At 63.2% G+C, this 19,790-nt stretch carries 16 protein-coding genes; 7 read left to right on the top strand and 9 right to left on the bottom strand.

What is annotated here, in order from left to right; translation table 11 throughout:
* Positions 1-154: 154 nt before the first annotated feature.
* The 4 genes from NUH87_RS27475 to NUH87_RS27490 form a co-directional block, all read right to left on the bottom strand.
* A complete protein-coding gene (locus NUH87_RS27475; RefSeq protein ID WP_338523466.1) occupies positions 155-2,203 on the bottom strand; it encodes a hypothetical protein in 2,049 nt (682 codons plus the stop codon).
* A gap of 770 nt (positions 2,204-2,973) precedes the next feature.
* A complete protein-coding gene (locus NUH87_RS27480) occupies positions 2,974-3,873 on the bottom strand; it encodes a hydroxymethylglutaryl-CoA lyase (RefSeq protein WP_338523467.1) in 900 nt (299 codons plus the stop codon).
* Between the two features lie 42 nt (positions 3,874-3,915).
* Positions 3,916-4,320, bottom strand: a complete 405-nt coding sequence (locus NUH87_RS27485; RefSeq protein WP_040069475.1) for a MerR family transcriptional regulator — start codon at positions 4,318-4,320, stop codon at positions 3,916-3,918.
* An 85-nt stretch (positions 4,321-4,405) separates the two neighbouring features.
* Positions 4,406-5,335 (bottom strand): LysR family transcriptional regulator, encoded by a 930-nt coding sequence (locus NUH87_RS27490; protein WP_040069473.1) that lies wholly within the window; start codon positions 5,333-5,335, stop codon positions 4,406-4,408.
* A 151-nt stretch (positions 5,336-5,486) separates the two neighbouring features.
* Here NUH87_RS27490 and NUH87_RS27495 point away from each other — a divergent pair, with 151 nt between their 5' ends.
* Positions 5,487-6,716 carry an acyl-CoA dehydrogenase gene (locus tag NUH87_RS27495; protein ID WP_338523468.1) on the top strand — a complete coding sequence of 410 codons (1,230 nt, stop codon included), beginning with the start codon at positions 5,487-5,489 and terminating at the stop codon, positions 6,714-6,716.
* A gap of 10 nt (positions 6,717-6,726) precedes the next feature.
* Here the strand turns inward: NUH87_RS27495 and NUH87_RS27500 are convergent, their stop codons facing one another.
* Complete coding sequence (locus tag NUH87_RS27500; RefSeq protein ID WP_338523469.1) at positions 6,727-8,061, bottom strand: phosphate ABC transporter substrate-binding/OmpA family protein; 1,335 nt, start codon at positions 8,059-8,061, stop codon at positions 6,727-6,729.
* A gap of 241 nt (positions 8,062-8,302) precedes the next feature.
* Positions 8,303-9,115 (bottom strand): exodeoxyribonuclease III, encoded by an 813-nt coding sequence (gene xthA, locus NUH87_RS27505; RefSeq protein ID WP_040069467.1) that lies wholly within the window; start codon positions 9,113-9,115, stop codon positions 8,303-8,305.
* A 136-nt stretch (positions 9,116-9,251) separates the two neighbouring features.
* Between xthA and NUH87_RS27510 the strand changes: the two genes are divergently transcribed.
* The 3 genes from NUH87_RS27510 to NUH87_RS27520 all read left to right on the top strand — a co-directional run bounded on the left by NUH87_RS27510 (position 9,252) and on the right by NUH87_RS27520 (position 15,368).
* Positions 9,252-9,902, top strand: a complete 651-nt coding sequence (locus tag NUH87_RS27510; RefSeq protein ID WP_338523470.1) for a GNAT family N-acetyltransferase — start codon at positions 9,252-9,254, stop codon at positions 9,900-9,902.
* A gap of 70 nt (positions 9,903-9,972) precedes the next feature.
* Complete coding sequence (locus NUH87_RS27515; protein WP_338523471.1) at positions 9,973-11,700, top strand: autotransporter assembly complex family protein; 1,728 nt, start codon at positions 9,973-9,975, stop codon at positions 11,698-11,700.
* Complete coding sequence (locus NUH87_RS27520; protein ID WP_338523472.1) at positions 11,697-15,368, top strand: translocation/assembly module TamB domain-containing protein; 3,672 nt, start codon at positions 11,697-11,699, stop codon at positions 15,366-15,368. Before NUH87_RS27515 ends, NUH87_RS27520 begins: the two co-directional genes overlap by 4 nt.
* A 147-nt stretch (positions 15,369-15,515) precedes the next feature.
* On the opposite strand, the gene NUH87_RS27525 is transcribed toward NUH87_RS27520, so the two are convergent.
* Entirely contained in the window at positions 15,516-16,511 is a 996-nt protein-coding gene (locus tag NUH87_RS27525; RefSeq protein WP_338523473.1) for an aldo/keto reductase, read from the bottom strand.
* A gap of 106 nt (positions 16,512-16,617) precedes the next feature.
* Between NUH87_RS27525 and NUH87_RS27530 the strand changes: the two genes are divergently transcribed.
* On the top strand, positions 16,618-17,529 hold the full coding sequence (locus NUH87_RS27530; RefSeq protein WP_338523474.1) for a LysR family transcriptional regulator: 912 nt from the start codon (positions 16,618-16,620) through the stop codon (positions 17,527-17,529).
* 34 nt (positions 17,530-17,563) lie between these two features.
* Here the strand turns inward: NUH87_RS27530 and NUH87_RS27535 are convergent, their stop codons facing one another.
* Positions 17,564-17,701, bottom strand: a complete 138-nt coding sequence (locus NUH87_RS27535) for a hypothetical protein (RefSeq protein ID WP_167337447.1) — start codon at positions 17,699-17,701, stop codon at positions 17,564-17,566.
* Between the two features lie 167 nt (positions 17,702-17,868).
* Here NUH87_RS27535 and NUH87_RS27540 point away from each other — a divergent pair, with 167 nt between their 5' ends.
* On the top strand, positions 17,869-18,057 hold the full coding sequence (locus NUH87_RS27540) for a hypothetical protein (protein WP_040069456.1): 189 nt from the start codon (positions 17,869-17,871) through the stop codon (positions 18,055-18,057).
* Between the two features lie 2 nt (positions 18,058-18,059).
* Here NUH87_RS27540 and NUH87_RS27545 read toward each other — a convergent pair whose 3' ends face one another.
* Entirely contained in the window at positions 18,060-18,467 is a 408-nt protein-coding gene (locus NUH87_RS27545; protein WP_338523475.1) for a fe2+ zn2+ uptake regulation protein, read from the bottom strand.
* A 306-nt stretch (positions 18,468-18,773) separates the two neighbouring features.
* On the opposite strand from NUH87_RS27545, the gene NUH87_RS27550 reads away from it, so the two are divergent.
* Entirely contained in the window at positions 18,774-19,700 is a 927-nt protein-coding gene (locus tag NUH87_RS27550; protein WP_338523476.1) for a carbon-nitrogen hydrolase family protein, read from the top strand.
* The last annotated feature ends 90 nt before the right edge of the window (positions 19,701-19,790 follow it).

Below are 19,790 nucleotides of genomic sequence, written 5' to 3' on the forward strand. Positions count from 1 at the left end.
GTTAGTATCAATAATCCGAGCCTGAAAAATAGCCGGTTATGGCCTTCTGGCTATCATCTCGTGCTAGCCGCTATCGTTGTGTGCTGCCCGATTCATTATTCGAATGGGCAGCGGTTGGGACTGTGCTAGGTATTCAGCCGATCAGGAGGTGAAATCAGCTGTCCGGGGCTGGCCAGGTCACGTCATCGGCAAAGATTTTTCCGTCGGCGGGCCAATTCAGCACCGTCCCGCCGGAAGCGGCCACCTGGTCGATCAAGCTATCGTAGACCGCGCTGTTGTCGACACCACTCCAGGTTGCACTCTCGATGTCGGCGGCGGTTTGTCCCGCGGCCTGATGGATTGCGCGGACATTGGCGGCACGGGTCAGGCTGGAGTTGACCAGCCATATCCGCTCGGCACTGACGCCTCTGTCGGAAACTGAAATGTGCCCTTCGATATCATCGTAGGGAAAGAAGTTGATTTTCTGGGGATCATGGTTGAAAAAGCGGTTTTCCTGCCCCGGAACGACCTCAACGTTTCGTGTATCGATCATGTAGATGAAGCTGGTGGTCTGCCGGTGCCTGTAGGTTGTATAGCCGCGTTCGCTATCGAGTGAAATCGGCCTGCGCGAGCCCGATCCGGTCGATGCCGCTTCACTCTGCTGACCGGTGCTGCCTGAGGCTGACGACGAAGCGGCCTGGCTGGTATTCGACGCGCTTTCATCCGCGCTGCCCTCGCTGTCGGCGTCGCTGCCGCTATCCGAGTCGGGGTGTCTGCCGGGATATTTGTTGGTTTGCGTGTTGTAACGCAGTTGGCCGATGCCCGGCCCTCCACCGACACTGTAGTTTTTCGCGTCGCTCAGGCTGAAGGTGGCGCTCAAGGCTTTTTTCGTGGTCGAGCCGGGTGGATGGTTTTCACGCGCGAGCATGCAGCCATCCCTGGCCAGCTCGAACGGCGTGCGATCTTCCGTCCTGAACATGGCAGGGATATCCGTGCGGTACAGGCAGCCATGGATGTTTTTCCGGTAGCCGATCTTGAGCAGGAATGCGTCAAGGAATGGCCGGCTGTAGTAAGCGTCGAAATCCGGGTCGAGCGAGTGGGGTTCAAAGTTCCGGATATTGCGGATTTGTGGCAGCACTTCCTGTTCCAGCAAGTCAAAGCGCTGTGGATGGGTTTCGGTCGCCGACTGAAGTTTGTGCGTCTCTGCCCATTCAGGCAGCTTGGCGTGTTCCTGGAGTGCCTGCTGCAGGCGAGGCAGCATGCTCGGAAGCAGGTTGTAGCCTTGCAGGATCTGCCCGCGTTCTTCGGCGCTCTTGTCCGGATGGGGCCATTTCAGCGCCCGTATCAATTGGTCCTGGGTCCTGCCCTCTGAACGGGCGTGGGCCCATTGAGGCTTTCTGCCGGTCGTTTCGGTCTCGGAGCGGAAACGCGTGATGTCGTTGCCGTGAAGCCCGTAGTGTTCCCAGATATCGCGGTCGGTCCAGGAGGGCAGTCGTTCGGCGGCAATCGACTGACCGCTCGAGTCCATCCGCCCCTCTGGCGGGTCAACCAGTACCCAGTTGTCGTCGTCCTTGCTGAACGCGTACACGCTGTCCTCGGCGTGATCGGCATCAAGCTTTTTCAGGCGGTAGTAACCCTGGCTGTCAGGGCCCGCGAGACGGGTGTAGGGGCTCGGGGTGGAATAACCGAATTTGGGCACGACGACAGCCGATGCCCGCGGCGGATCGTCAACCAGGCGTGGCCGTTTGCGCGGTGGCGGGCTTGCCGTGGGCTGATCGGCGGAGGCCGTCATGGGCTCCGGTCCCCAGGTGCTGCCATTGCCGATCCGATAAAGCGCGGGGCCGGAGGGCAGCAGTTCATTGGCGCGTTTTGCCCGGTAGGTCTCGAGTTGCGCGTCATACACGACCATGACCGTGCCACCGTCATCGAGATCGACGTATTGACGGTTCTTGATGATCCGCAGGCCCTGCTGGTTGGGCGGCGGCAATGCTCCGGTCGTGCCGACCCGGTAGCTCCCCAGTGAATCGGGGGTGGCGGTCCTGGCCTGATCCGGCAGATCCGTCAGTTGCAGGTTCTGCTCCGTTGGCGTGTCGGTTGTCGGTCGAGAATGGGGATGAGCCTGACCGCTGGAAACTGTTGGGTTGTCCAGGTGGTGCGGGCGCAGGCCGCTGATGTGCGGTCCGGGTGGGATTGATGGTCTCAAGGATTCGGGAAGGTCCGGCAACCTGGGGCCAGGCACCCTGATGGTGGACGATGTGGGTTTGACCGGGGTTCTTGGAGACATAGCGATACCTGCCAATTAAAGAAATAAACATCCTGTTCAGGATCTGTCAGCAATCGGGTGTTGATACGTGGAGATCGCGCGGGCAGACGGCAGCGGGCGGCAGGGTGAGTATCCGCTCCCTGGAGGCGGGGGATGCGGTACATAGATAGGCGCAAGGAGGATGTGTCGTCGAATGACAGGAAGGCAGAAACACGAAGGGGAGCCGAAGCTCCCCTTGAATCTGTGTTGTATGCTCTTTTTTTATTATTGAGGGGCGGTCTGTTGTTGTTTTTGTCGACCGTGACCCTTTACCGCGTTTTTGGCTGACCCCCATCCGGGGTCAAAGAGCAAACGTATTTTTTTGAGCGCTGATCTGCCTTATCGGGTGATCCAACCAGTCCGGGAGCTACCTTGAAGGTAGTTTTATTGTTCTCTGTCCGGTTGCGGGTAACCCGTGGGTCCCCTGAAAGCACACCTTCTCCAAAAAAATCTGTTAGCTGCGTCTCTGCCGTGTTGTTTTTGTTATGTCAGAGTCGGTACGTCTTATTTTTATGGGTTTGTCGCTTTTTATTCTTGTTATGCAAGAGATATAGCAGGTGGCGTGCCAACTTTTTGAAACCCTTTGAAATCAAGGGCTTGCTGTTTTTGTTAGGCCATCGTCGACGGAAAAATCGCTGATTCTGTTTCCGTGTTACTCGTTTGTGTTTCCAAACGGTAACACCCGGACACATTCATCCCGCCTGGCGTGCCTTGGCGACGCGCGAACCCGTAACACGCCCCAGCACGCCACAGATTTCCTGGCCGGCGAGGATCAGTCGATCGAGGTCGACCCCGGTGTCGATGCCCAGGCCGTTGAGCATGTAGAGCACGTCTTCGGTGGCGACGTTACCGCTGGCGCCCTTGGCGTAGGGGCAGCCGCCCAGGCCTGCGATGGAGCTGTCGAAGACCTGGATGCCTTCGAGCAGGCTGGCGTAGAGATTGGCCAGGGCCTGGCCGTAGGTGTCGTGGAAATGACCGGCGAGTTTTTCCCGCGGGACGCTGGCCGAGACCACCTCGAACATTGTCCGGGTGGCCCCCGGCGTGCCGGTGCCGATGGTGTCGCCCAGGGACACTTCGTAGCAGCCCATGGCGTACAGCTCGCGGGCCACGGCGGCGACCTGCGCGGCGGCGACCGGACCTTCATAGGGGCAGCCGAGCACGCAGGACACGTAACCGCGCACCGTCACGCCGTGCTGGCGGGCGGCGTCCATGATCGGGACGAAGCGGGCGAGGCTTTCACTGATGGAGCAGTTGATATTGCGCTGGGAAAAGGCTTCGGACGCGGCAGCGAACACCGCCACTTCCTTGACCCCGGCGGCCACGGCATCTTCGAAACCGCGCAGGTTGGGGGCCAGGGCGCCGTAGGTGACCCCGGGTTTGCGCTGGATACGCGCAAAGACCTCGGCGGAACCGGCCATCTGCGGCACCCATTTGGGCGAGACGAAGCTGCCGACTTCGATGTAGCCGAGGCCCGCGTCGGTGAGGCGGTCCACCAGGCGGACCTTGTCTTCCACGCTGATGGGTTGGGCTTCGTTCTGCAGGCCGTCGCGGGGACCGACTTCGACCAGGCGTACGTGGGTGGGTAAGGACATGGCGGGGTACCTTGCGAAAGAGGGGGCTGGAGTGGCGTGGTTCTACAGGATCGGCTGTGCCTGATGTTCCAGGGTCTGCGCCAGGGCCTGCTGGCAGCGCTCCTCGGCGGTGTCGAGTTCCAGTTGCATCTGTTCGATATCCAGCAACTGCTGTTCAAGCTGTGCCCGACGCTCGGCGATTTTCGCCAGCATGCTGTTGAGCTGTTTCTGGTTGCCGCTGGTGGGGTCGTAGAGCTCGATCAGCTCGCGGCATTCGGCGAGGGAAAAGCCGATACGCTTGCCCCGCAGGATCAGTTTCAGGGTCACCTTGTCCCGGGCCGAGTAGATGCGTTCCAGGCCGCGCCGCTCAGGGCTGAGCAGGCCTTGCTCTTCATAGAAGCGAATGGCCCGGGTGGTGATGTCGAGCTCGCGGGCGAGGTCGGAGATGCTGTAGGTCTGGCTGCTCATGAAAGCGCTCGAGGAAGGTCATGGCGCTAAGCTAAAGGCTGCTTGACGTATACGTCAAGCATGTCGGCCTTTGTGGCGATGTTGCTCAGACCTTGTCGAGCTTCTTCTCATGGGCCGTGACCTGCTGGCACAACTCGATCATCTGCTCGCGCATCCAGCGGTTGGCCGGGTCCTGGTCGGTGCTCTCGTGCCAATAGAGGTGGGTTTCCACCGGCGGCACGTCATTGACCGGCAACGGGAAGTACTGCAGGTCATGCCGCCGGGCGAAGCGTTCCGGCACGGTCATGACCATGTCGGTCTGCTGCAACACCTGCGAGGCCATCAGGTAATGCTGCGAACGCAGGGCGATCTTGCGCTGGATGCCCATCTTGCCCAGGGCCAGGTCCACGTAGCCGAGGCCGTTGCGCCGGCTGGAGATATGGATGTGGGTCAGCCCCAGGTAATCGTCCAGGGTCAGCTTGTCCTTGCCCGCCAGCGCATGGCCCTTGCGCATGGCGCAGACATAGCGGTCTTCCATCAGCTTGACATGGCGCACCTGCGGGTCGGTGTTGAGCGGCGCGTCCACGGCGAAGTCGATACGCCCGGCGGCCAGCTCCTTGGTGGTCTCGCGGCGCTTGGAGAGGAAACTCTCGATCGCCACGGTCGGCGCCAGGCGGCGCAGGCGCTGGAACAGCGGCGGCAGGATCACCGCCTCGGTGAGGTCGGTCATGCTGATGCGGTAGGTCTTGTTCGCCTGCAACGGGTTGAAGATCCGGCTTTCCTGGACCGAGATGCGCAGCAGCGAGAGGGCATTGCGTACCGGGCCGATGATGTTCTGCGCCATCGGCGTGGGCACCATGCCCTGGGCGGTGCGCACGAACAGCGGGTCGTTGAAGGTCTCGCGCAAACGGGCCAGGGCGTTGGACACCGCCGGCTGGGTGATGCCGACGATCTGCCCGGCGCGGGTCAGGTTGGCTTCGGTATAGATGGCGTCGAAGACGATGAAAAGATTGAGGTCGACCTTGCTCAGATTCATTTCGCGGCGCTCTTATTGTTAGGGTTCGATCAGCTGATCATATATCGGTGATGAATGTTAATACACGCCGAGAATAGCTTTGGTAAATTTTCGTAGCTGATCTAGCATCGATTTCATGACCCCGCCCACCGACTCAAGAAGGTAGCTGCCCATGGATTTCGCCTATTCGCCCAAGGTTCAGGAACTGCGTGAACGCGTGACCGCGTTCATGGACGCTTATGTGTATCCGGCCGAACCGGTGTTCGAACGCCAGGTCGCCGAAGGCGATCGCTGGCAGCCCACCGCGATCATGGAAGAGCTCAAGGCCCGCGCCAAGGCCGAAGGCCTGTGGAACCTGTTCCTGCCGGAGTCCGAGCTGGGCGCCGGGCTGACCAACCTGGAGTACGCACCCCTGGCGGAAATCATGGGCCGCTCGCTGCTCGGGCCGGAGCCGTTCAACTGCTCGGCGCCGGACACCGGCAACATGGAAGTGCTGGTGCGTTATGCCAATGAAGAACAGAAACAGCGCTGGCTGGAGCCGCTGCTGCGTGGCGAGATCCGCTCCGCCTTCGCCATGACCGAGCCGGACGTGGCCTCGTCCGATGCCACCAACATGGCCGCCCGTGCCGAGCGCCAGGGCGATGAGTGGGTGATCAACGGCAAGAAGTGGTGGACCTCCGGTGCCTGCGATCCACGCTGCAAGATCCTGGTCTTCATGGGCCTGAGCAATCCGGACGCACCGCGTCACCAGCAGCACTCGATGATCCTGGTGCCGGTGGACACCCCCGGGGTGAAGATTGTCCGTCCGCTACCGGTGTTCGGTTACGACGACGCGCCCCACGGCCACGCCGAGGTGCTGTTCGAGAATGTGCGGGTGCCTTACGAGAACGTACTGTTGGGTGAGGGCCGTGGCTTCGAGATCGCCCAGGGGCGCCTTGGCCCGGGGCGGATTCACCACTGCATGCGGTCCATCGGCATGGCCGAGCGGGCGCTGCAGCTGATGTGCCAGCGTTCGGTGAACCGTACGGCGTTCGGCAAGCCACTGGCCCGCCTGGGCGGCAATATCGACAAGATCGCCGACTCGCGGATGGAGATCGACATGGCGCGCCTGCTGACCCTGAAGGCCGCCTACATGATGGACACCGTCGGCAACAAGGTGGCGAAAAGCGAGATCGCCCAGATCAAGGTGGTGGCGCCGAACGTGGCCCTGAAGGTGATCGACCGGGCGATCCAGATCCATGGTGGGGCCGGGGTGTCCAACGATTTCCCGCTGGCCTACATGTACGCCATGCAGCGTACCCTGCGCCTGGCCGACGGCCCGGATGAAGTGCACCGGGCGGCGATCGGCAAGTACGAGATCGGCAAATATGTACCGCGGGAGATGATGCGTTCGGAGCGCTGAGCCCTCAGCCTTAATACACCCAGACCTCGACCCGACGGTTCTTGATGCGGCCTTCATCCTCGGTGTTGGCCGCCACCGGCATCTGCGCGCCGAGGCCCTGGATGTCGCGCAACACCACGCCGCCTTTCACCAGTTCCCGGCGCACCGCCATCGCCCGCAGCTTGGACAGCAGGGCGGCCCGGGCCGGGTCGTTCTTGGCGTCGCCAAAGCCCACCAGGGTCACCCGTTTGTTCAGCTTGCCCTGGGCCCGCAGGTAATCCAGGACCCGCAGGACATCCTGACGCGCCTTGTTGTCCAGGCTGGCGCTGCCTTCCTCGAAGCGAAAATTCACTGACAGCCGTTGCGCCTCTTTCGCCAGGGCCTGGTATTGCGCTGACATGGCCGGGCCGGGAATCACCGGCATGGCCTGCACCGTCTGCGCGACAAAGCCGTTGCCGGCGACAATCGCCTGGCCCGCCGGACTTTGCGCGAAGCGTACCAGGGAGTTGGCCCAGGGGTTCTGGCGGTTCGGCGGCAGGTAGAAGAACAGCCGCCGCGACAGCGGATAATCCTCGGTGGCAATCAGGCTGGCGAGGGGCGGCATCGCTTGCGAATCGCCGTCGACGATGGCCACGGCCTTGGCCTGGCGGACGTAGGGCAGGCCGATGAAACCGATGCCCTGGTGATCCTGGCTCACTGCATCGGACAGCTGTTCACTGGATTCGAAACGCTTCGCGCCGGCGGCCAGGGACTTGCCGCGGCGGGTCAGCACCAGGTCCTTGAAGGTGTCCCAGGTCCCGGACTTTTCGTCCCGTGCATAGAGATGGATGGCGCCGCCGATACCGCCCAGTTCTTCCCAGGTCTTCACTTCGCCGGAAAAGATGCTCGCCAGGTCCTCGGTGTTCAGCCGGGTCAACGAGTTTTGCGGGTGAAGGATGATGGCCACGCCGTCGATGGCGATCACTTGTTCGGCGGCGGGGCTTTTCAGATCCCCGAGGCTTTCGAGGTCCTGCAGTTCCGTGTCCTTGATCGGTCGTGACGACGCGGCCAGGTCCGCGTTGCCGGCCTTCAGGGCGGCGAAGCCGGTGCTGGAGCCATGGGCGGCGACTTCGACCCGTACCCGGCGGCCCTGTTCGGTGGTGGCGAGAACGCGCTGCTCGTTGTCCTTGCCGGTGTCGGCCAGGTGCACGCCATGCAGGCCCTGTTCCTCGAGCCAGCCCTTGACCAGCGCCGGGCCGAGGTTGGCGCCGATGGTGTTGGAGCCCTGGATGCGCAGGGCGGGGCCGTCGTCGGGAGGGGCGGGCAGGGCCGCCAGGGTCAATGCGGGCAGGCCGCAGAGAAGCAACAGTGAGAGCGCGCGCAGCATGGGGCCTGCACCTTATAATGGGCCAAAGTGCTGCGAGAATGAGTCGGAAAGGTTGCAGATAGATGACGGTCGGCCGGGCGCCCGGCCGCATTATTGAAAACGCCGCACCCTCCTGTTAGGCGCGGCCGGTCGACGCTCGATTGCCTGCGATGAGGCCTGCGAGACTTGCATCGCCAATACGGCCGTCATCGCCGGCAAGCCGGCTCCCACAGGGTTTTGTGGCTACCCGGGAGAACGGGGATCAGCCCAGTTCCAGCCAGATCGGCGCGTGGTCGGAGGGTTTCTCCATGGCCCGCAACTCATAGTCGACCCCGCCGGCCTTGATCCGTGGCAGCAAACCGTTCGAGGCCATGATCACGTCGATCCGCAGGCCGCGCTTGGGCTCGTCTTCAAAGCCGCGGCTGCGGTAGTCGAACCAACTGAAGCGGTCGTTCACCTCGGGGTGCAGGTGCCGGAAGCTGTCCACCAGCCCCCAGTCCTTCAGGCGGCCCAGCCATTCACGCTCTTCCGGCAGGAAGCTGCACTTGCCGGCTTTCAGCCAGCGCTTGACGTTCTCGGCACCGATACCGATATCGCAGTCTTCCGGGGAAATATTGATATCGCCCATCACCACCAGCGGCTGGTCATGCTTGAAGCGGCTTTCCAGCAGCTGTTGCAGGTCCTGGTAGAAGCGTTCCTTGGCCGGGAACTTGGTCGGATGGTCGCGGCTTTCACCCTGGGGGAAGTAGCCGTTCATGATGGTCACCGGCGTGCCGTTTTCGTCGGCGAAGGTGCCCCAGATAAAACGCCTCTGGGCTTCGTCGTCGTCGCTCTCGAAACCCTTGTGCAGGCTCAGCGGTGGCTGGCGCGACAGCAGCGCCACGCCGTAATGGCCCTTCTGGCCGTGAAAGTGCACGTGATAGCCCAGGGCTTCGACTTCGGCCTGGGGGAACTGGTCGTCGGCGACCTTGGTTTCCTGCAGGCCGATGACGTCCGGCTGGTGCTTCTCGATCAGCGCCGCCAACTGATGGGGCCGGGCGCGCAGGCCGTTGATGTTGAACGAGACGATCTTCATGGGCGACAGTCCTGGCAAAACAGCGATGCTAGCCGACAAGTCCGACGACGGCCAGCGTGGCGGGACTACCGATGCACTGCTAACGTTGCTCTCAGACCGTTGCGGCAGCGCGCCGCGGCCAGGGAGGTTGCCCCTCATGCCGGATATGCCAGAGATCACGGCCCAGATCCATCTGCTCGATGGCGGTTATTCACGCGAGGCCCGCTCGCTGTTGTACCACGCCTATCGGCATGAACCGACCTTCGCCTACCTGTTCGAGGCCGAGCGCCCGGGCTACGAGCAACGGGTCCGGGCCGTGGTGCGCGAGCGGGTCAAGCAGCACTTTCTCGAGGACCTGCCGGCCATCGGCCTGCTGGTCAACGACCGCCTGATCGGCCTCGCGCTGATCGCCCCGCCACAACGCCGCCTGGACATTACCGAAAGCTGGGTCTGGCGCATGCGCATGCTGTTGGGCACCGGTTTTCGTTGTACCCGCCGTTACCTGGAGTACCGGCAGGCGGTGCTGGCCTGCCTGCCAGCGGAGTCGGTGCATGTGCTGCCGCTGCTGGGCATCCACCCGCAGTTCCAGGGCCAGCACTATGGCGAACAACTGCTGACGGCGGTGCACAACTGGTGCGCCGAGGACCCGCATTCCCAGGGCGTGGTGCTCGATACCGGCAACCCGCACTACCTGGAGTTCTACAAGCGCCAGGGCTACGAGGAGATTGGCGAAGTGGCCGTGGGACCGATCCGCGAGCACGTGTTCTACCACGCCAACCCGCAGGTGTTACAAACAGCAATGGCTTGACTGTCGAACTTTCCGGTCGGTTTCGCGTTCTATGACGGCCTTGACCCAGCCCGTGATAGCATCCGCGCCTATGATGTTTTCCAAGAGATGGACCGGCGGTTGGCTTCTGCTCTGTTGCAGCATGGCGGCCCTCGCGCAAAGTGAACTCGATGTACGGGTCAAACCGGCGAATGACGAGTTGAAAGCCAATGTGGAAGGCTACATCGGCAGCCTGGGGAACCGCGGCGAAAATGCCCTGCGGCGTTTCAGCCGTGGCGCGCAGGAGCAGGCGCGCAAGGCCGCCCAGGCGCTCGGCTATTATCAGCCGCGGATCGACAGCGAAGTCGAAGCCGGCAAGACGCCACGGCTGATCCTCAGCATCGAGCCCGGCGAACCCGTGCACCTGCGCAACGTCACCGTGCGCATCGAGGGTCCGGCCGCCAGTCTCAAGGCCTTCCGGGTCCCCAGGAGCGATGCCCTCAAGCCCGGTGCCGTGCTCAACCATGGCCACTACGAGGACGCCAAGCGCCTGATCCTCAACCAGGCCTCGCGCTACGGATTCTTCAGCGGGCGCTTCATCAGCCAGAAGCTGTCCGTCGATCCCCGGGCCGGCGTCGCCGATATCGAGCTGATCTACGACAGTGGTCCGCGCTACACCCTGGGCCAGGTGCATTTCGCCGGCGATACGCCGTTTGACGAGGACCTGCTGCACCGCATGGTGCCGTTCAAGCCGGGTACCCCTTACGATTCCGAACTGATCGCCGAGCTCAACCAGGCCCTGCAATCGAGCGGCTACTTCGAAGGCGTGCGGGTGGACGCGGCCCCGCCGGCGGCCAAGGACCAGGTGATCCCGGTCGAGGTCCAGCTCGATACCCGCAAGCCCCGTACCATGGGTCTGGGCCTGGGGTACTCGACCGACGTCGGGCCCCGCGTCAAGGCCAACTGGACCCGCCACTGGGTCAATTCCAAGGGCGACAGCTATGGCATCGAAAGCGAGGTTTCCGCACCTCGGCAGAACATCGGCCTCTGGTACGACCGGCCGCTGGATCCGCCGCTGACCGACAAGTTGCGCTGGGCCGGCGGCTACCAGTACGAAGAAATCGCCCACACCGACAGCCTGAGCAAGCTGCTCACCGTCGGCCCGGAATGGCACAGCAAGTTGCCCAGCGGTTGGCAGCGGGTGATCTCGCTCAAGTGGCAGCGCGAGGAATATCGTCTCGGCGACGATACCGGCATGAGTGACCTGCTGATGCCCGGCATCAGTTATTCCTACCTGCGCAGCGACAACCGCATCGACCCGCACAACGGTTACCGCCTGCAGTTCGACAGCAAGGTCGCCAAGCAAGGGCTGGGCTCGGACAATAACCTGCTGTACGGCACGGCCATGCTCAAGGGCCTGACCACGGTCTGGGACAACCACCGTTTCCTCGGCCGGATCCAGTTCGGCGGCAGCGCCACCAACGGCTACCGGAGCGTGCCGCCGTCCTTGCGCTTCTTCGCCGGTGGCGACCAGAGCGTGCGCGGCTACGACTACCAGAGCCTGTCCCCGAAAAACGCCGAGGGCGACCGGGTCGGTGGGCGCTACATGGTGGCCGGCAGTCTCGAATACCAATATTCCATCGCCGAGAAATGGCGGGTCGCGACCTTCGTCGACCAGGGCAACTCGTTCAATACCCTGGAGTTGCCGAGCCTCAAGACCGGTGTCGGTATCGGCGTGCGCTGGGTCTCGCCGGTGGGTCCGATCCGCCTGGACCTGGCCCATGCGCTGGAAGATCCCGGCGGCATCCGTCTGCACTTTTCCATGGGGCCTGAGCTGTGAAGCGTGGTTTGAAAATACTCGGCCTGGCGCTGCTCGCGCTGATCCTGTTGTTGCTGGTGTCGGTTGGCCTGTTGTTGGGGACCCAGGTCGGCAGTCGCTGGGCACTGGCGCAAGTGCCGGGGCTGACGGTGGAAAATTTCCAGGGCCGACTGGGCGGACAGTGGAGTGCCGATCATCTGCTCTGGCAGCAGGGCGGCAATCGGGTCGAACTGCAGCAACCACGGTTCGATTGGGCGCCGCTGTGCCTGACGCACTTTGTGCTGTGTGTCGACCAACTGGAAGTCGAGCGGGTCGACCTGCAGTTCGAGCCGGGGGCGCCTGCCGAGAGCGGGCCGCTGACCTTGCCGGACCTCAAGCTGCCGCTGGCGATCCAGTTGGGCCAGGTGCGCATCGGCAGCCTGTGGCTCGATGGCAGCGAGCAGCTCAAGGAGCTGCAACTGGCCGCCCACTGGACCGCCAAGGGGTTGCAGATCGATACCGTGCATCTGCAGCGCGACGACCTCAGCCTGGACCTGTCCGGCGTGTTGCAGCCGAGCGGCGACTGGCCGCTGATGGCCGAGGGCAAGCTGCTGTTGCCGGCCCCGGGCGGTGTGCCCTGGGCCCTGGCGCTGGACGTGCGCGGCGACCTGCTCAAGACCCTCAAGCTCAAGGCCGCCAGCAGCGGTTATCTCCAGGGCCAGCTCAGCGGCGAGCTGGAGGCCCTGGCCGAGCACCTGCCGGCCCGGGTGCGGATCACCGCCGACGGTTTCAAGGCCAGCACCGAACTGCCGGATACCCTGCAACTCAATCAGCTCGAACTCAGCGGCAGCGGCAACCTGAAAGACGGTTACCAGCTTCAGGGCAAGGCCGTGCTGCCGGCGGAACAGGGGCCCGTCGACCTGAGCCTGCAAGGTCGGGTCGATGCCCAGGGGGCGCAAATCGCTGCGCTGGACCTGACGGCCAGTGCCAACCAGCGGCTCAAACTCAGCGGCGAGCTGGACTGGCAGAAGGGCTTCAGTGCCGATGCCAAGGTCGACTGGCTGGACTTCCCCTGGCACCGCCTCTATCCATTGATCGAAGAGCCGGCGGTCAAGGCGCGGACCTTTGTCGGCGAAGTGCATTACCGCGATGGCAATTACCTGGGCTACGTCCAGGCCGACCTCGACGGTCCGGCGGGCAAGTTCAACCTGCTGACGCCTTTCAGTGGCGACCTGAAGCAGATCGCCTTGCCGCAGCTAGAGCTGACGGCGGGGCAGGGCAAGGCCAGCGGGCACCTGAACCTGCAATTCGCCGATGGCATCGCCTGGGACACCGCCCTGGACCTGAGCGCGCTCAACCCCGCGTACTGGCTGGCGGAATTGCCCGGAACCCTGGCCGGGCCGCTACGCAGCAAAGGCGAATTCAAGAACCGGCAGCTGGTTCTTGATGCAACTGTCGACCTCAAGGGCAAGCTGCGCGGGCAGCCGGCGCAGCTCCAGGCCAAGGCCGGCGGCCAGGGCGAGCAATGGACCCTCGGTGCCCTCGACATCCGCCTGGGCGATAACCGCATCCAGGGCAGCGGCAGCCTGCAACAGCGCTTGGCCGGGCAGCTCGACCTCGACTTGCCGCGCCTGGGCCAGCTCTGGCCGCAGTTGCGTGGGCAACTTAAGGGGCGGGTCGATCTCGCCGGCAGTCTCAAGGCACCGCAAGGCAAGGTCAGCCTGCACGGTCAGCAACTGGTGTTCGCCGACAACCATCTACGCGACCTCGGTCTCGAGGCCAACCTCGACAGCGCCCAACGTGGACGGCTGGACCTCAAGGGCGACGGTATCCAGGTCGGCGACACGGCCTTGGGCACCCTGACCTTGCAGGGGCAGGGCGATCTCAAGCGCCAGCAGGCGCAGCTCGATCTGCAAGGCCCGCTGCTGAAGCTGGCCCTGGGCCTGGACGGCGCGCTCGACAAAGGCAACTGGCGCGGGCGCCTGGTGTCGGGGGACGTACAGACCGGCGGCCAGGACTGGAAGCTGCAGAACCCGGCCAAGCTCGAATACCTTGCCGATGGCCGGCTGAACTTTGGCAGCCACTGCTGGCTGTCGGGGCAGGCCAGCCTGTGCGGCGAGGACCAGCGGCTGATGCCCGAACCCCGGCTGCGTTATCACCTCAAGCAGTTCCCTCTGGAAAGCCTGGCGCAATGGTTGCCCCGCGACTTCGCCTGGCAGGGCCGGCTCAATGCCGACCTGCAACTGGACCTGCCGGCCAGCGGCCCCAAGGGCCAGATCATGATCGACGCCAGCGGCGGCACCTTGCGCATGCGCGAACGGCGCAAGTGGCTGGATTTCCCCTATGAGACCCTCAAGCTCACCAGCAACCTGACGCCCCGGCGAGTCGACACGGTCCTCGATTTTCGCGGTGGCAAGCTGGGCGAACTGACGCTCCAGGCGCAGATCAATCCCCTGGCCAGGAACAAGCCCCTGAGCGGCGATTTCCGCCTCAGCGGCCTGGACCTCGGCGTGGCCCGGCCTTTTGTGAGAAAGGTCGACACCCTGGCCGGTCGCCTGGATGGCAGCGGGCGCTTGTCCGGCGGTTTGCTGGCGCCCCAGGTCAACGGCAACCTGACGTTGAGTGGTGGTGAGGTCTCGGGGTCGGAAGTGCCCACCACGGTCAAGGACCTGCGGGTGCAGGCGCAGATCGCCGGGGAAAACGTCCAGCTCAACGGCAGTTGGACCGGCGGCGACGCCGGGCACGGCAGCCTGGCCGGGCATATCGATTGGACGAATGCGTTGCAGCTGGAATTGGCGATCAAGGGCTCGCAGTTGCCGGTCAGCGTCGAGCCGTATGCCACGCTGGAGGTCGCGCCGGACCTGACGGTGTCGATGCACGGCGACAAGCTGGCGATTGCCGGCAAGGTGCATGTGCCCAAGGGCGCGATCACCGTGCGCGAGCTGCCGCCGTCGACGGTCAAGGTCTCGGACGACACGGTGATCGTCGGCCATCAGACCGAAGCGGGCAAGCCGCCGTTGGCGATGTCCATGGATATCGATGTGCTGGTGGGGGAGGACAAGCTCAGCTTCAACGGTTTCGGACTGAGCGCCGACTTGCAGGGGCAGGTGCATATCGGTGACAACCTCGACACCCGTGGCGAGCTGCGACTCAATGACGGGCGTTACAACGCCTATGGCCAGCGCCTGACGATCCGTCGGGCGCGGTTGCTGTTCGCCGGCCCCATCGACCAGCCTTACCTGGATATCGAGGCCATTCGCCAGACCGGTGACGTGGTCGCCGGTATTCGCCTGAGCGGCAGCGCCGAACAACCGACCACGCAGATCTTCTCGGAACCGGCCATGAGCCAGGAGCAGGCGCTGTCCTACCTGGTGCTGGGGCGGCCGTTGAGCACCACCGGCGAAGACAGCAACATGCTGGCCCAGGCGGCGTTGGGGTTGGGCTTGATGGGCAGTTCCGGGGTGACCGGCGACCTGGCGAAGAACCTGGGTATCGAGGATTTTGCCCTCGATACCCAGGGCAGCGGCAACACCACGGCGGTGGTGGCCAGCGGCAAGATCACCGAGAAGCTGAGCCTGCGTTACGGGGTGGGGGTGTTCGAACCGGCCAATACCATTGCCTTGCGCTATTTGCTGAGCAAGCGCGTGTACCTGGAGGCGGCGAGTGGGGTGGCCAGTTCCCTGGATATTTTCTACAAGCGCGATTTCTAGCTGTCTGTAGGAGCAGCCGGTCGACGCTCGATTGCTCGCGATGGTAGCCCAGACACCGCGGGGCATCAGGTTCCCCGCGTTATCGTTGACGTCTATCGCGAGCAATCGAGCGTCGACCGGCTGCTCCTACAAGGGCGCGCGCGGGGCTCAGCGATTGAGGCCCTGCATCACCGCTTCCGGATAGCGCAGCCCCGACGTGGCACCCGCCGGGAAAATCGCCTCCAGGGCCTGCAGCTCGGCGGTGCTCAACTGCACCTCCAGCGCCGCCACGTTCTCTTCCAGGTACTTGCGCTGCTTGGTCCCGGGAATCGGGATCAGGTAGTCACCCTGGGCCAATACCCAGGCCAGCGCCAGTTGTCCGGCACTCACGGCTTTTTCCGCGGCCAGTGCCTGCACCTGCTCCACCAGCCGCAGGTTGCGGGTGAAGTTCTCGCCCTGGAAACGCGGGCTGAAACGACGATAGTCATCGGCGGCGAAATCGTCCGGGCTCTTCAAGGCACCGGTCAGGAAACCACGGCCCAACGGGCTGTAGGGCACAAAGGCAATCCCCAGGCGCTGGCAGGCGGCCAGGCAGCCGTTGTCCTCCTGGTCGCGGCTCCACAGCGAGTACTCGCTTTGCAGGGCGCTGATCGGATGCACCCGGTGCGCCCGTTCCAGGGTCTCGACCGACGCCTCGCTCAGGCCCAGGTAACGGACCTTGCCGGCCTTGACCAACTCGGCCATGGCGCCGACGGTTTCTTCGATGGCCACGTCCGGGTCGATGCGGTGCTGGTAGTACAGGTCCAGCGTCTCCACGCCAAGGCGCTTGAGGGTGCCATCGATGGCCGTGCGAATGTATTCCGGCTTGCCGTTGACCCCTCGGTACGAGGGATTGGCCGGGTCGCGCAGGATGCCGAACTTGCTGGCCAGGAACACCTGGTCGCGCTTGCCGGCGATGGCCCGGCCGATCAGTTCTTCGTTGCTGTGGGGGCCATACATGTCGGCGGTGTCGAGCAGGGTCACGCCCAGTTCCAGGGCCCGGTGCAGGGTGGCGGTGGCTTCGCGGGTGTCGCTGCCGGTGGTGTAGAAATCGGTCATGCCCATGCAGCCGAGGCCGATGGCGGAGACTTGGGGGCCGTTCTTGCCGAGTTGACGGGTGTGCATGGTGTGAGCTCCTGTGGGATTTCGTGCAGTGTGAACCTCGACAAAAGCGCGATAAACCGGCTAAAAACACTATCACTATTCGTAAATTCAAAATAATGGAGGGCCGATGGATCGCTTCAACGCCATGCGGGTCTTTACCCGTATCGTCGAGCTGGGCGGTTTTGCCAAGGCTGCCGACAGCCTGCAAGTGCCCCGGGCCTCGGTGACGGTGCTGGTCAAGCAACTGGAGGCGCACCTCGGTGTGCAACTGCTGCACCGCACCACCCGCCAGGTCAGCACCACCCTCGACGGCGCGGCCTATTACCGGCGCTGCGTGCAACTGCTGGCGGATTTGGAGGAGACCGAAGCGGTGTTTTCCGCTGCCCGACAGAATCCGCGCGGCACCCTGCGCGTCGACATGCCGGCGGGGATCGGGCGCTTGATCGTGATTCCGGTATTGCCGGAGTTTACCGAGCGCTACCCGCTGATCGACCTGGAAATCGGCCTGAATGACCGGCCCGTGGACCTGATCCGTGACGGCGTCGATTGTGTGCTGCGCGGCGGCCAGGCCCTGGACGATTCGCTGGTGGCACGGCCGCTGGTGCTGGTCGAGCAGGTGACCTGTGCCAGTCCGGCGTATCTCGAGCGCATGGGCATGCCGACCTCGCTGGCGGACCTGGAGGGGCACCTGATGGTCGAGTACTTTTCCAGCGTGACCGGCAAGCGCTTCGGCCTCGAGTTCCAGCAGGCCGGCCAGTTGCAGACGATCGACCTGCCCAAGCGCCTTTCGGTCAGCAGTGCCGACGGTTACCTGGCGGCGTGTGAAGCCGGGTATGGGCTGGTGCAGATTCCTTACTATCACGTGGTCGAACAACTGCGCAGCGGCCAGTTGTGCGAAGTGCTGCGCGATCATCCGCCGCCCGGCTTGCCACTGAGTGCGATGTACCCGCCCCATCGACAGATGTCGGCGCGGGTCAGGGTATTTGTCGATTGGCTGGTGGAGATCTGTACCCGGTCGGGTACCGGGTTTCGGCGATGAGGGGACGGTCGATTACCGTCCCCGGTGGGCGCGATCAGCGGCGGTAGTAGCCACCCCCATCATAGTAACGATGGCCATGATCATGCCAGCCACCCCGGTCGGGAAAGATGATGCAACCGCTCAGGGACATAATGATCAGCAAGGGAATCAGCAGTGTGATTCGACGAAACATGGATAAATCCTCATGGGTGAAGCCGGGAAGCTAAAACATTTCCTCGGCTGTAATATGAGACTCCGTTTGCCTCGTTTAATTCGTTGACCTTTGTTGATCATTGGTATGGATTTCGATACAAACCGGATACATTCATCGCTTCAGGTTTTAATTTTCAGGAATACCCAATGACTCAATCGCAGCGTCTGAAATACTCGATCCTGATTTCCCTGGTGGTGCTGGGGATCATGTTCGGTCTGTCCTATCTGCAAAACATCGGGGTCATCAGCGAGAAGCTGTTCCAGTACATCGCCATCGGCGTGGCAGTGGTCGTGGTGGTGATCAACGGTGTGATGCGGCGCAAGGTCAAGCCCTGAACTCAGGCTTCGAGATCCGTGGCCTGCGGCGCGGCGTCCTGTTGCGCCAGCGTCGCGATCGCATCGGGGTGCAGGCTGTAGCTCTTGTCCGCGTTGAGCACCACGACACCCTCGCTGCACAGGCGCTTGAGCACCTCGCGCACACTGAGGAAGGACAGGGGAATGCCCAGCTCCAGCAAATGACTGTGGACCCCGCGCACACCCAGCCGGCGATGGTCTTCGTCGGCGCTCAGCAGCGCGTCGATGACCTTGAGCCGGATCAGGCTGGTGCGCAAACCGAAGTGTTTGAGTAATTGACGAATACGGTCGTTGCTGCTGCGTTCGGCAGTTTTGCCCAACATGGCGCCCGAGCTGTAGGAAGGATCGCGTTGCAAAGAAATACCGTCCGTTGACCTGTGCTGGTCGTACATGCAAAAACTCCTTCTCAGAGCCTGATCAGGAATGTGATGTCGGCTCTCCCTGATAAGGACGAGCGAGACGGCTAAATCATGAAGCTTCGAATGTCGAAAATTTGTCGATATCAGGTCGCAGGCAGGTGATGGCACCTGGTTATGCCTGAAGTTTCATCTTCAGACTCGTCTCCCCGGGCGCCTTGAGCCGCTTGGGTCCATGCTCCTGATATTTTTCCGGTTCATATCATTCAGTTCTGAAAGTGGCTTTATTCATGATCCGGGTCGCCGCGACAATCGGCACTCCACCTTCATGGAGTTCACGTCATGCCCAAGTCCATCGTCGCTGCACTGCAAATCGGTTCTTCGCCCGCCGGCAAGGGAGACACCCTGGAACAGATCCTCGGCTATGAGGAGGCGATCATCGAGTCCGGCGCCTGCCTGGTGGTGATGCCCGAAGCGCTGCTGGGCGGCTACCCCAAGGGTGAAACCTTCGGTACCCAACTGGGTTATCGGCTGCCCGAGGGGCGCGAGGCCTTTGCCCGTTACCATGCCAATGCCATCGATGTACCGGGTGCCGAGACCGAGGCACTGGCGCAGCTGTCCGCGCGCACCGGCGCGAGCCTGGTGCTCGGGGTCATCGAACGCGCGGGGCATACCTTGTATTGCACGGTGCTGTTCTTCGAGCCCCAGGGCGGGCTGGTGGCCAAGCACCGCAAGTTGATGCCCACCGGCACCGAGCGGTTGATCTGGGGCAAGGGCGATGGCTCGACCTTGCCGGTGGTGGAGGGTAAGGCCGGGCGTCTCGGTTCGGCGGTCTGCTGGGAAAACTACATGCCGCTGTTGCGTACGGCCATGTACGCCAAGGGCGTGGAAGTCTGGTGCGCGCCGACCGTGGATGAACGGGAGATGTGGCAGGTCAGCATGCGCCATATCGCCTGTGAAGGCCGTTGCTTCGTGGTCACGGCCTGCCAGGTGCAGCCTTCGCCGCAGGCGTTGGGGATTGAGGTGGCCAACTGGCCGGCGGAGCGTCCGTTGATCAACGGTGGCAGCCTGATTGTCGAGCCCATGGGCGAGGTGCTGGCCGGGCCGTTTGTCGGCCAGGCCGGCCTGTTGACCGCGCAGATCGACACCGATCAACTGGTTCGCGCCCGCTATGACTTCGACGTCACCGGCCACTATGCCCGCCCGGACGTGTTCGAGTTGCAGGTGGATGAGCGGGCCAAACCCGGCGTGCGCTTTATCCAGGAATGATCAGCGCAACCGTTGCCACTCTTCGCGGGTGATTTCCCAGATATCACGGGGCAATCGCCCGCTGACGAAGTGAGGTTCGTCGGCGATCGG

The organism is Pseudomonas batumici, assembly GCF_036585405.1.
In the GTDB taxonomy this organism is placed as follows: Bacteria; Pseudomonadota; Gammaproteobacteria; order Pseudomonadales; family Pseudomonadaceae; genus Aquipseudomonas; species Aquipseudomonas batumici.